13 protein-coding genes are annotated in these 12,117 nt (G+C 71.7%); 9 read left to right on the top strand and 4 right to left on the bottom strand.

The window, feature by feature from the left end; all coding sequences use genetic code 11:
* The first annotated feature begins 50 nt into the window (after positions 1-50).
* The 8 genes from ACIPV1_RS02165 to ACIPV1_RS02200 all read left to right on the top strand — a co-directional run bounded on the left by ACIPV1_RS02165 (position 51) and on the right by ACIPV1_RS02200 (position 4,234).
* Positions 51-281 (top strand): hypothetical protein, encoded by a 231-nt coding sequence (locus ACIPV1_RS02165; protein WP_402725689.1) that lies wholly within the window; start codon positions 51-53, stop codon positions 279-281.
* A 272-nt stretch (positions 282-553) separates the two neighbouring features.
* Entirely contained in the window at positions 554-1,021 is a 468-nt protein-coding gene (locus ACIPV1_RS02170; RefSeq protein WP_402725690.1) for an Asp23/Gls24 family envelope stress response protein, read from the top strand.
* Positions 1,018-1,209, top strand: coding sequence for a DUF2273 domain-containing protein (locus ACIPV1_RS02175; RefSeq protein WP_123291766.1), 192 nt, complete (start codon positions 1,018-1,020; stop codon positions 1,207-1,209). The genes ACIPV1_RS02170 and ACIPV1_RS02175 overlap by 4 nt, the downstream gene beginning before the upstream one ends.
* Positions 1,206-1,523, top strand: coding sequence for a hypothetical protein (locus tag ACIPV1_RS02180; protein WP_123291765.1), 318 nt, complete (start codon positions 1,206-1,208; stop codon positions 1,521-1,523). Before ACIPV1_RS02175 ends, ACIPV1_RS02180 begins: the two co-directional genes overlap by 4 nt.
* A gap of 9 nt (positions 1,524-1,532) precedes the next feature.
* Positions 1,533-2,108 (top strand): DUF6286 domain-containing protein, encoded by a 576-nt coding sequence (locus ACIPV1_RS02185; protein ID WP_402725691.1) that lies wholly within the window; start codon positions 1,533-1,535, stop codon positions 2,106-2,108.
* Positions 2,105-2,668, top strand: a complete 564-nt coding sequence (locus tag ACIPV1_RS02190) for a hypothetical protein (protein WP_402725692.1) — start codon at positions 2,105-2,107, stop codon at positions 2,666-2,668. Before ACIPV1_RS02185 ends, ACIPV1_RS02190 begins: the two co-directional genes overlap by 4 nt.
* Positions 2,669-2,766: 98 nt before the next feature.
* On the top strand, positions 2,767-3,585 hold the full coding sequence (gene aqpZ, locus ACIPV1_RS02195; protein ID WP_402725693.1) for an aquaporin Z: 819 nt from the start codon (positions 2,767-2,769) through the stop codon (positions 3,583-3,585).
* Positions 3,586-3,670: 85 nt separating this feature from the next.
* Positions 3,671-4,234 carry a DoxX family protein gene (locus ACIPV1_RS02200; protein ID WP_402725694.1) on the top strand — a complete coding sequence of 188 codons (564 nt, stop codon included), beginning with the start codon at positions 3,671-3,673 and terminating at the stop codon, positions 4,232-4,234.
* Here ACIPV1_RS02200 and ACIPV1_RS02205 read toward each other — a convergent pair.
* From ACIPV1_RS02205 to ACIPV1_RS02215, 3 genes are all read right to left on the bottom strand, one after another.
* A complete protein-coding gene (locus ACIPV1_RS02205) occupies positions 4,221-5,801 on the bottom strand; it encodes a Na+/H+ antiporter (protein ID WP_402725695.1) in 1,581 nt (526 codons plus the stop codon). The two genes, ACIPV1_RS02200 and ACIPV1_RS02205, sit on opposite strands and share 14 nt — an antisense overlap.
* Before the next feature lie 80 nt (positions 5,802-5,881).
* A complete protein-coding gene (locus tag ACIPV1_RS02210; protein ID WP_123292749.1) occupies positions 5,882-6,376 on the bottom strand; it encodes a MarR family winged helix-turn-helix transcriptional regulator in 495 nt (164 codons plus the stop codon).
* Positions 6,373-9,345 carry a glycosyl hydrolase gene (locus ACIPV1_RS02215; protein ID WP_402725696.1) on the bottom strand — a complete coding sequence of 991 codons (2,973 nt, stop codon included), beginning with the start codon at positions 9,343-9,345 and terminating at the stop codon, positions 6,373-6,375. Before ACIPV1_RS02215 ends, ACIPV1_RS02210 begins: the two co-directional genes overlap by 4 nt.
* A 216-nt stretch (positions 9,346-9,561) precedes the next feature.
* Between ACIPV1_RS02215 and ACIPV1_RS02220 the strand changes: the two genes are divergently transcribed.
* Positions 9,562-10,902, top strand: a complete 1,341-nt coding sequence (locus ACIPV1_RS02220; RefSeq protein WP_248703342.1) for an MFS transporter — start codon at positions 9,562-9,564, stop codon at positions 10,900-10,902.
* A gap of 1 nt (position 10,903) precedes the next feature.
* Here ACIPV1_RS02220 and ACIPV1_RS02225 read toward each other — a convergent pair whose 3' ends face one another.
* Positions 10,904-12,031 carry a DUF475 domain-containing protein gene (locus ACIPV1_RS02225; protein ID WP_402725697.1) on the bottom strand — a complete coding sequence of 376 codons (1,128 nt, stop codon included), beginning with the start codon at positions 12,029-12,031 and terminating at the stop codon, positions 10,904-10,906.
* Positions 12,032-12,117: the final 86 nt, after the last annotated feature.

The raw sequence follows: 12,117 nt of genomic DNA on the forward strand, positions 1-12,117 counted from the left end.
GCCCGACCGATCCGTGACGAATCCGGTGGTCGTGTCGTCCACACCGCGGAATGATCGACGACAACCACACCACCCACCCGTCCGACGCGACCGATCCGGTCGGAGGCGCAGCGCTGACCGGCGCCGCGCCCGATCGGCAGTCCCGCGACCTGTGCTTCAGCGTCTTCGACCGCTGGCGGTGCGGTCTCGCCGAGGGGCACGCGGGACACCACGAATCCGTCGCCGGTGCGGTCGCACGGTGGAGCGACCGGCTCGCCGGGCGCCGCCTCAAGGACCTGTAGGCACTCGTCCTGCTCCCGTCGCCGCGCACGCGTGGTCACGGCCTGAGTCGCTTCGGCGCGGGAAGGGGACAGCACGCGTCCCGCCGCGGCCGCTTTGCGCGCCGGACGCCGTCGCGATGCGCGTCGGGGGACAAGGACCGGGCCCTCCAGTCGTGTTTCTGGGACTTCGCTGGAAGGAGTCGGACGCGCGTGACTTCCGTCGGTGCAGCCCGTCTCATCCGTGAACAGCAACCGCTGGGAACGCCCGGCGGGTCACTCGGAAGGAACGAACCATGGCTGACTCCATCACCACCACCCCGGCAACCACCGCTGCGGCCCGTGCCACCTCGCACGCCGGCTCGAACAGCGGCGTCACCGGCAAGACCGTCATCGACGACACCGTCGTGTCGAAGGTCGCCGGCATCGCGGCCCGCGAGGTCAACGGCGTGCACTCGCTCGGCGGCGGCGCTGCCCGTGCGATCGGCGCCCTCCGCGACGCGATCGGCCAGCGCGACCACGGTCAGGGCGTCAAGGTCGAGGTCGGCGAGAAGCAGGTCGCCGCGGACATCGTCATCGTCGCCGAGTACCCGGTGTCGCTCCAGCAGGTCGCCGACGGCGTCCGCAGCAGCGTCGCACGTGCCCTCGAGCAGATCGTCGGCATGGAGGTCGCCGAGGTCAACGTGACCGTCCAGGACGTCTTCATCCCGGGCGACGACGACGACAACGAGAACGACGAGAAGAAGGAAGCGCGAGTCGCATGAGCAACACACTGATCGGTGCCCTCATCGGCGCCGTCCTCGCAGTCGTCGCACTGCAGTTCGGGTTCTGGGGCTTCGTCCTGGTCATCGTCTTCGGTGCGATCGGGGCCCTCGTGGCCGCCCTCGCCACCGGCAAGATCGACCGCGGCGCCCTGACCGACGTGCTCACCGGGCGCCGGAGCTCCCGGTGAACGCCGGCCCGGACGTCGTCCCGGGCCGCGTCGAGATCACCGCTCGTGCACTGACCTCGCTGGCGCGGGCCGTCGCAGCCGAACGGCTCGGCGCCCCCGCCAAGCGGGTCAGGGTCGGTCTCGGAGACGCGGCCGGAGCAATGGCCCTCGACGTCACCGGCCCGATCGCCGCGGGCGACGACCTCGTCGCCCGTTCGGCCCAGGTCGCCGACGAGGTCAAGCGCCGCGTGAGCGAACTCACCGGCCGCCGCGTCGGCAGTGCCCACATCGAACTCACCGGGATCGTGCGCGAGCGCGAGTCCCGAACCCGGTAGGAGACCATCATGAGCAACGGTTCCGTCGAACGACGCATCCGTCGTCGGAGCGTGCACCGCTCCCGCTCGACCGCAGTGGCGGTGGCGCTGGTGGTCCTCGCACTGGTCGCCGCGTGGATCGGCACGGAGTCGGTCCTGCGGGCGATCGGGCGGCCTCCGCTCCTCGCCGACCCGCAGACCGCCGTCGACGCCGCACTGCAGCCCGATGCCGCGTTCGTCACGATCGCCGAGGTCATCGCCGTCGTGCTCGTGGTCCTGGGCATCGTGCTGATCGTCCTGGCCCTGAAGCCGGGTCGCCAGCACCGCTCCGTCGTCCAGCACGACCGTGGCGCCGTCGTCATCGACACCCGCATCGTCGCCTCGACCGCGGCCAACGCCGCCGGCACGGCCGCAGGGGTCCCCGAGGGCAACGCCTCGGCCACCGCCCGCGGTCGCCGCACCGACGTCCGGATCGTGCCCGTCACCGGCATCCCGGTCGACGAGCAGGCCGTGCAGGCAGCCGTCCGCGACCGCCTCAGTGGTCTCGACGAACGATTCGGCCAGAACATCCGCGTCCGCGTCGACGAGAAGGGGACCCTCGCATGACCAAGAGCAACCGGACCATGAACCGGATCATCCTCTTCGTCCTCGGCCTCGTCGCCGTCGTCGTCGGTCTCACGATCGGCGCGGGTGTGCTGCCCGCCGTGCAGGACGCGATCAAGCCCACCGTCGACCTGCCGAGCAACCTGGACGTCCCCGCGTCCTCGCTCTGGATCGTCGCCGCCGCCTGCGCCGTCGTCATCGTGCTCGCCCTGGTCTGGGTGTTCACCCGCGGCGGGGGCGGCACGTCCGTCGCCGTCCGCGAGCGTTCCGGTGAGGACGCCGTCACGGTGAACGTCGCACTCGTCCGCGACGTCGTCGAGCACGAGCTCGCCGGGGTCCGCGACGTCGTCGGCTCCCGCGTCGACACCTACCTGGTGCGCAAGCAGCGTGCTGCTCGCATCCGCGTCGCGGTCCGCCGCGGCGGGGACGCCGTCTCGGTGCTCGACGCCGTCGACCGCGCCGTCGCGGTCCTCGACCGCACGCTCGGCCGCGAGGTGCCCGTCCTGGTCCACCTCACCGGTGGGACCCGTTCGGCGCTCGCGAAGTCGACCCGCGTCCACTGACACCCGTCAGCCGGACGCGACCCCGGGCCTCCCGGCCCACCGAAGACCCACGCAACACCCACCACCGGGCGCACGCCCGACCGATGAAAGGACCCGCCATGGCCCAGCGCCGCCCACACCACGACCGCGGACGCACCGAGCCGGTCAGCGAGTCCACATCCGAACAGCAGCGAGAAGACGCCGACGTCTGGTCGCCGCTGGCCCGGTACGCGTCTGAGTTCTTCGGTACCTTCCTGCTCGTCCTCGGCGGGGTCGGGACCGCGCTGTTCGCGGCAAACATCCCGAACGCCACGGACAACCAGCAGGGCGTCGGCTACCTCGGCGTGGCCTTGGCGTTCGGGCTCACGCTCGTCGCGGGGATCTCGGCGGTCGGGCACATCTCCGGCGGGCACTTCAACCCCGCCGTCACGCTCGGACTGCTGGCTGCCGGTCGCACCGACGCACGCCACGTCGCGGGCTACATCGTCTCCCAGGTGGTCGGTGGTCTCGTCGCGACGAGCATCATCGCCGCCGTGCTGTCCGGCAAGTCCGGGGCGCTCACGGCGGCTCGTGACGGCGGCTTCGCCTCGAACGGCTACGGGTCCGCGAGCCCCGGCGGGTACGGACTCGGATCGGTGTTCCTGGCCGAGGCCGTGCTGACCGGTGTCTTCATCGCCGTCATCCTCTCGATCACGGCGAAGCGGGAGTACCAGGCGGTCGCGCCGATCGGCATCGGTCTCACCCTGACGCTGATCCACCTGGTGAGCATCCCGATCAGCAACACGTCCGTGAACCCCGCCCGGTCGATCGCGGCAGCCGTCTACGGCGGTGCCACACCCCTGACGCAGCTCTGGGTCTTCATCGTCGCCCCGATCGTCGGGGCCGTCGTCGCGGGCCTGGTCGTCCGCGTCACCGGACGGCGCCGGATCACCAGCTGATGACGCCCGCCCGAGGCGGTGGCCACGCGGGTCCGCACCGGCGTACCGTCGCCCGGATCACCACCACGGACGATCGGGAGAACGCATGAGCTCGCACACCACCAGCACCGCTTCGGTCACCGCCAAGACCCTGCTCCGCATCGCCCTCGGAGCCGTGCTCGTCTCGCACGGCTCCCAGAAGCTCTTCGGCGCGTTCGGCGGCGGAGGCATCGAGGGCACCGCGCAGGGCATGCACGCGATGGGGTTCCGCCCCGCCAAGCGGAACGCCGTGCTGGCCGGCATCGGCGAGGCCGGCTCCGGTGCCGCCCTGGCACTCGGGCTCGCCACCCCGATCGCCGGTGCGGGCGCCGCGACGACGATGGGCGTCGCGTCGAGCGTGCACACCCCGAACGGCTTCTTCAACGCGGACGGCGGCTTCGAGTTCCCGGCGTTCCTCGGCTTCTCGGCGGCGATGTTCGCGCTCGGCGGCCCCGGTCCGGTGTCGCTCGACCACGCCACGCGGCACGCGTTCGACCGCCCGTGGCTGCGGGCGGTCGCCCTCGCCGCGATCCCGGTCGCGATCGCGCTCCAGGTCGCGCAGCGTCGCAAGGCGCTCGCGTCCGACGCTGCGGCCTCCGACGACGCGGACGGTGGCGTCACGCCGGCGTGATGCCGCCCAACCGTGCCTCTTCCGCGTCGTAGCCGGCGCGGACCTGCCGGAGCACCAGGTCGTCGATCTCGTCCGAGTCGCGGAGCCGCAGCAGGGTCGCGGCCTTGTGCTGCACCAGGGCGAGTTCGAGCGCGACGGCGGTGTCGTGCCGCTGCACCGCCGGGTGATCGTCGTCGTCCTCCTCGCGTGCCTGGATGACGTCCAGGTGCGCCTCGTAGTCCTTGCGCACCCGGTCGACGGTGGCCTGGTCGGCTCCGGTCGACCGTGCCAGCCGCGGCAGGGCGTCGAGGGCCTCCTCGATCGCGGTCCGCTCGGCGTAGCGACGTTCCTCACCGACCGACTCGTCCTCGGGCAGCGCGGCCCGCCGCAGGACCGCCGGCAGCACGAGTGCCTGACCGACGATGGTGACGACGACCACGCCGGCCGTGACGAAGACGATGAGGTCGCGGTCCGGGAAGTCCGCTCCGGACTCGAGCACGCGGGGGACGGCGACGGCCATCGCCAGCGAGACCGCGCCGCGGAACCCGGCGAAACCGCTCACGAGCCGGTCACGGTGGCCCTCGCGGGGCGCGCCTCCCGTCCGACGGGTGACGAGCCAGACGGTGCCGCCCGCGGCGTTGAGGAACGCGAACCGGACCACGACGAGCACGACCGCGACGGCCAGGACGACGCCGACGGCGCGGAGCAGCTCGGACGGCGTCAGCGCCCGGGCCGCGACCATCGCCTCGATGCCGACCAGGACGAACAGTGCACCGTTGAGCAGGAACGTCAGGAACGACCAGAAGGCGCGGACCTGCTGCCGGGTCTCGGCGCGGTCGAGCTTCGGCCCGACCTGGCTGACGACGATGCCGGCCGCCACCACGGCGAGCACACCGGAGGCGCCGATCGCCTCGGCCGCCAGGAACGCACCGAACGGCACGAGGAGCGTGACGAGGTTCTCGAGCACCACGGTGTCGACCCGGCGCAGCACGAGCGTGCCGACCCACGCCGCGGCGAGCCCCGCGGCGACCCCACCGAGGTACGACAGGACGAGCATCCCCGACACGCCCCAGAACGTGAGTTCCTGCGTGCCCACCGTGACGGCGACCGCGATGCCGTACACGACGAGGGTCGTGCCGTCGTTGACCAGGCTCTCCGCCCGCAGCACGGTGACGTTGCGGCGCGGCAGCATCTTCGTGAGCACCCCGACCGCGGTCGCGTCGGTCGGGGCCACGGCGGCGCCGAGCACCCAGGCCGGACCCCACGGCATGCCGAGCAGGTGGAGCAGGACGGCGACGGCGCCCGCTGTGGCGACCACGAGCAGGGTGCCCATCAGGACGATGCCGCGCAGGTTCTTCCGGATCTCGCGCAGCGACGTCGTCAGGCTCTCCCAGTACAGGAGCGCCGGCAGGAACAACAGCAGGACGGCGTCGGCCGGCAGCTCGACGTCCGCGAACTCCGGCACGAAGGCCAGCGCAGCGCCGAAGACGAGCAGCAGGACCGGAGGGGCCACCCGGATCCGGTCCGCGATCCCCGCCGTCAGTGCGATGGCAAGGCCGAGGACGACCACCAGTTCAGGACCCAGCACGTGCACTCCTCGTTCGACCGACACTCCAGTCAACGCGGCCGACGGTGATCGTGCACACGGGTGCCGGAGCGACGCTCGGCTCAGGACCCGTTCGCCGCGTCGTGTCGCAGGCGCGCGAGCACCCGCCGGAGGGCGTCGACGTCCTTCGGACCCCAGTGGGCGAGGACCGCATCGAGGTCCTGGCTGAGCTGGTCGCTGATCCGCTCGCCGTACCCGCGGCCCTCGGCGGTGAGCGCGATCAACACGCTGCGCTCGTCATCGGGAGCCGGTACCCGGACCACGAGCCCGATGTCCTCGAGCCGGTTCGCGATCTTCGTGAGGTTGGCACGACCGGTGCCCAACGCCCCCGCGAGCACGCTCGGCTTCGTCGCTCCGCGGTAGGTCAGCTGGTTGACCACCAGGAACATCGACAGATCGGCCACCGGGAAGTCGATCGCGGTCATCATGCGCTGCCGGACCTGCGGGCTGTCCGCCCAGTGCACGATGCCCGCGAGTGCGACCCGGATGTCGAACGGGTCGGGGGTGATGACGGGGCGCAGGTCCACACCGCTCGGTCGTCCGCCGCGACGGGTCATCCGACCACCAGACGAACGGGACCGAGCAGGCCGTGGTCGCGGACGTGCGTCGTCTGCACCGCGTCGGGGTCGCCGAGCAGCTGCGCGATGACGTCGGGGACGTCCTCGTAGTACCCGCGGGCGAGCAACCGGTTGTTGAGTGAGCTGGCGACCCGCACGACCACCGTGTTCTCTCCCGTGCGCAGGTCGTCGGTGACGTCGACCACCGGGTGCGAGGTGTCGAACCCGCGTGCCGGTCCGCCGTTGAGCACGACCGAACCGAGCCCGCCGGCCGTCGACCCGAGGTCCAGCAGGAACCGGGCGTCGTCGTCGTCCACCGTGTCGACGGAGAACGACGTGGCGTACTCGCCGACCCCGGAGACCTCCGGTCCCACGGCGGGCAGGTCCTTCCACGGACGGAGCGGACCGGTACCGGCGTCGAGTCGTCGGACGTCGGTCAGCGGCCGGACCTCGCGCGTGACGTAGCCGTGGCCGCGGTCCTCGGTGATGAGCTCCTCACCGCCCGCGTCCCAGCTCTCGACCGCGATCCGCCAGTCGGTCATCTCGACGACGACGTCGGTCGTCGTGCGTCCGCCGAGCCGGGCGTCGAGTGCGGTCTCGCGCGCAGGCCCGCTGCGGTCGAGCGTGAACAGCGCGGTCTCACCGGGCGTGAGGTCCACGGTGACGATCGTCCGGTCGCCCTCGGTCCGTGCGGCCGGGTGGGGGAACACCGCGCCGGACCAGGCGTCGACGCGGTACACCGCGCCGGTGCCGGGCAGCGCGACCTCCACGGTGGTCGCCGAGGTCGTCTCGTACAGGAAGTGGTACAGGTACACGTGCAGCAGGTCACCGTCCTCGCGCAGGTGCGACAGGACGCTCCGGTCCTCCGTCACGAACTCGGCGCGGCCGGTCACGCCGAGGCCGCGCAGGGCGGCGACGGTGTCGGCGGCGTCGTCGATCGCGGTCACCGACGGCAGGGCCAGCAGCCGCTCGACGGTGTCCGCGAGCTCGGCGTCGCGTCCGTCGAGGCCCGGGGTGCGGGCGGCCGCTCGGGGGTGGTGCGTGTCCGTCCCGGCGATCAGCGACTTGAGCTCACGCGTGCCGTGCACGACGAGGATCCGCACGCCGTCCTCGGCCCAGGCGAGCAGGCGTGCTGCGACGTCGGCATCGAGCGCGCTCTGGAAGACGAGCAGTGCCTGGTACCCGGGGCCGTCCGGTTGCACCAGGCCGCCGTCCACCCGGACGTCGTCGCGGAGCAGCAGCGACCCGTCGAGGAACTCGTACGTCCACCCGGCGTCCTGCATGCCGAGGTCGCGCCACCAGTGGTTCTGCCGGTCGCGCATCCAGTACTGGCCGTAGGCGACCTCGTCGGGGACGCGGCCACCGTCGGCGTCGCGGAACACCATGCCGGACGCGTTGTCGGTGAAGTGGTCGGTGTGCAGGATGCCGACGTCGATCCGCGGGCGTCCCTGGCGCAGGACGTACTGGTACCGGCCGATCGCGTCGTTCCAGAGCGGGTAGAACTCGGCAGCGGGCTGCCGGGCGTCGAAGCGCTCCGAGAACATGCTCCACATGCCCTCGTGTCCCGGCCAGCTCGTGACGCCCTCGGCGCCCGTGGTGCTCGCCCAGCCGTGCAGGACGGTCTTCGTGATGCCGGCGGCGAGCTGCGTCGCGACGATCTGGTCGTAGAACCGGTGGTCGAGCATGTGGTTACGGGTCGTCGCACCGGTCTCCGACGAGTACTGCTTGCCGAACAGGTGCGCCGGCCCCGCGAGCAGCCGGTACGCGTCGATCTGCGCGGCGAACTCGAGCGACTCCGTCTCGATCCCGTCGACCTCCGGCCCGGGGCGCGTCAACTCGAACGGCAGCCCGTAGCTGATCTCGGACCGCAGCGTCATGCCGTTGGCGTGCAGGAACGCCGCGAACGGGCGCAGCATGTTCTCGATGTACAGGTCGGTGAGCGTCCGGACGTAGTCGAAGCGGACCTTCTCGACGTCGACCGCCCGGTCCGGCACCGGTTCGGCGTGGTACGTGGTGCTCGACGCCATGAACGGAGCGCTGCGGGTCAGGAACGGCAGCCACGGCGTGATCGGGTAGCCGCGGCGCGTCCGGAACTCCTCGGCGACGTGCGCTCCCCAGAAGAGGCCACCGTCGCCGTAGGTCGACAGCTCGAGGGAGTCCATGTACATCTGGGCACGGGGATTGCGGGCGATCTCGGCGCGGAGGCCAGGGGTCAGGACGACGTGTTCCCAGTAGTCGATCACGGCATCCACGCCCGCTCGCTCCAGGTAGTTCACCGTCCAGTTGACCGTCGCCGACGGTGACGCCGTCTGGCCGGTGCCGTGGCTCCAGAACGTGGACAACCGCCAGGAGCCGCCCTCCGGTGCGGTCCAGTCGAGCGCCTCGTCGGTGACCGCGCTGGTCAGGTCCACCACCGAGTCGGGGTCCAGCACGGTCGCGGCGCCGGAACCGGCGGGGTCCGGGACGACGCGCGTCGCGACCACCGCGACGAGCGTCTGGACGCGCACCGTCCCGCGTTCGCCGGGGAGCGTCGTCTGTGCGATCGGCGCGTCGAGGTCGATCCGACGGAGCGCACCCGAGCGGCTCGTCCCGCCGGGCAGGTCCTCGTGCACGACGTCGAGTTCCTGCGCAGCGGCGGGGTGGTCTGCGTCGATCGTCGGCAGGTTCGCGTTCGACCAGTTCGTCCCGGACGTGAAGCTCACCGACATGCCCCTGGCGGTGGTCTCCTCGACGACGATCTGCGAGTCGTGCACCCACTCCTCGGACCCCCAGCCGTACCGGCCGTGGTCGATCGCCCCTTCGTCCATCGCCAGGAACTCCATGCCGCCGAACCCGAGTGCGTGGGCGGTGTCGACCTCGCGTCGGAGGGTCACGTCGGTGTGCAGGCCCTCGGCGAGCCACCACCGCAGCTCCGGACGGTACTCGATGGCCGGATGGGCGACGCCACGGGCGAGGTGCTCGATCGACATGGTGTTCTCCTCGGGAATGCGCGGCGACGGTGCCGCTGCGATGACCGTAGGTTCTGGGAGTCGCTGAAGTCAATGTCCTCAGGAAACGAACAGCGAGGCTGTGGACAGCAGGCGGAGTGAACGATCCTTGCGGTTGCGGTACTCGGCGGGCTACAGTGCCGCCGACCGGTTGAACCGTTTCATCCGGTGTTCGGCCGACGTTCAAGGGAGAACGCAGTGAACCGACCCCAGCAGCCCGCCCGGCGACCGCACCCCTGGTGGGTCGCCGTCGTCTCGGGGATGGCCTCGTACATCGACGCGGCCGCGATCGTGAGCTCCGGCACCGCGCTCGTCCTGTACCAGCAGTCGATCGGCATCACCGGCACGCAGATCGGGGTGCTGTCCGGCGCGCTCACGTTCTGCATCGCGATCGGCGCGCTCTCCGGCGGCCGGCTCGGTGACCTGTTCGGTCGTCGGGCGGTGTTCATCGTGACGATGGCGATGACCGTCGTCGGTGCGGGGGTCCTGGTGGCGAGCCCGGCGTTCGCGGGGCTGCTCATCGGCACGATCCTCGTCGGCCTCGGCACCGGGGCGGACCTGCCGGTCTCGCTCGCGACGATCTCCGAGGCGGCGACCGACGAGAACCGGGGCGGGCTCGTCGGCTTCTCCCAGGTGCTCTGGTTCGCCGGGATCCTGGCGACCTACGCCATCTCGGCGGGCGTCGGAGACCTCGGCCGTGCCGGTGGTCAGATCATGTTCGCGCACGTCGGGGTCGTCGCACTCGTCGTGATGGTCCTGCGCTTCACGATCCCGGAGTCCACCACGTGGTCCGACGCCCATGCCGAGAAGGCCGCGGGCGCACACACCGTCCGTGCTGCCCGCCACGGCATCCGCGACGTCCTGACGCAGCGCATCTTCCTGCTGCCGTTCCTGTCCCTGCTGGTCTTCTACACGTTGACGAACCTCGGCGCGAACACCGGCGGGCAGTTCGGCGCCTACGTGGCCGTCAACGTCGTCGGGCTGTCGGTGCCGTTCTTCTCGACGATGAACCTGGTCAGCGTGCCGATCGGGATGCTGCTCGCGTTCTGGTTCATGCGCATCGTCGACGGTCGGCTGCGGATGCCGTTCTACATCGTCGGCGCCGTGTGCCTCGTGGTGAGCTACGGCCTGCCGCTCGTGTTCGGCTTCTCGCTGCCGACCCTCGTCGCGATGCTCGCGTTCGGCGCGGTGGGCAACGCGTTCGCCTTCGAGGCGATCATGAAGGTCTGGTCGCAGGAGTCGTTCCCGACGTTGCTCCGCGGTTCGGTCCAGGGCACGATCATCGCGGTGGCCCGGATCGCCGCGGCGCTGCTGGCGTTCGTGACCCCGCTGCTCCTCGACCACCCCGAGGTCATGTACGGCATCCTCACGGCGCTCGTCGCGGTCGGTGTCGTGGTCGGGTGGCTCGGGTTCCGGCACGCGGTCTTCGACGCGTTCTCGATCGAGGGCAAGGACCTCGCCGACGCGCAGGAGGCACTCTTCGCCGCCGGTGTCCGCGATGACGCTCCCGCAGCCGCCGCTCGCCGCGACCACCGCTGACTCACGGAGCGAGACCGCTGCTGCTGCGCGACCTCGCAGATCCCCGCGCCACGCGACGCCACCACGCCCGCCACGGCAACGAGCTCACGAGCGCCGAACCGATCACCACGCTGCCGAACCAGGCGACGACGGCCCCGGGGATCGGCACGAGCAGGCTCGCCCACAGCAGCACCGCGAGCACTCCGAGCACGTACGCCGCCCCGGCCTTCAGGTACCGCAGCCGCTTCAGTCCCGCGGCCTCGTCCAACCGTGAGGTCAACCGCGCCAGGAACACGGCACCGACGCCGATCGCCGCCACCGCGACCGCCGCCTGTTCGAGCGCTCCGAGGCCGTCGGCGCCGAGGGTCCCGGACCCGGACAGGCTGTACACGCCGTCCAGGATCTCGAACAGCATGAAGACCACGAGCCCCCGCTCGAACACCACCGTCGACGCGTAGGCGTGGATCCGCCAGGCACCCCGCCCGACCCCGATCGACGCGGTGTCCGAGCCGACCCCGTCGAGCGCCCAGGCGGCGACGCGCTTCGACCCGAGGTACGCGGCGATGCCTGCCGCGCCGCCGAGCACGACCGGCAGCAGGGCACCCGGCGACCACGCGCGGTCGACGCCGACGAGGACGGCCGTGACGGCGACCCCCGTCGCAGCGGTGACCAGCGACCAGACGCGAGGACGCGCGACGGCGGCGAGCCGGGCCTCCAGGCGGCCCAGCCAGGACCTGCGCGACGCACGGTCGGTGTTGAACAGGTACTCGGCGAACACGAGCCAGATGAAGGCGGCGCCGAAGGCGGCGAGGGCGGGCCGCACCTCGGCGAGGTGCGCCGAGAACGAGCCGGGGGCGAAGACGGCTTCCTGCACGGAGCTCGCGGGGTCGGTCGCGTCGCCGACCGCGACCGCCGCCGGCGGCAGGAGCAGCCGCATCGCGAGGACGCCCGCGACGATCCCGAGCGACAGGAACAGCCGTCGGGCGGGGGAGTGCAGCCGTCCGGCGATGCCGGCCATCGGCACCGACGAGTCGGCGGCCATCGCGATCTCGAGGAGCGCGAGCGCGACGAACGCCAGCGCAGCGGCGGGGCCGAGGAGGAACCAGGCCGCCGCGGCGGCCGCGACGGTGATGAACAGGGGGACGGTCAAGAGCGATCTCGTGGCCATCTCCCCATCCAGCACTGGTCGCCTGGGTGGGTGGTGGAGCGCTCCTGCGCATCAGCCTGGAGGCGCGG

The organism is Curtobacterium sp. NPDC089991, assembly GCF_044748425.1.
Classification (GTDB): Bacteria; Actinomycetota; Actinomycetes; order Actinomycetales; family Microbacteriaceae; genus Curtobacterium.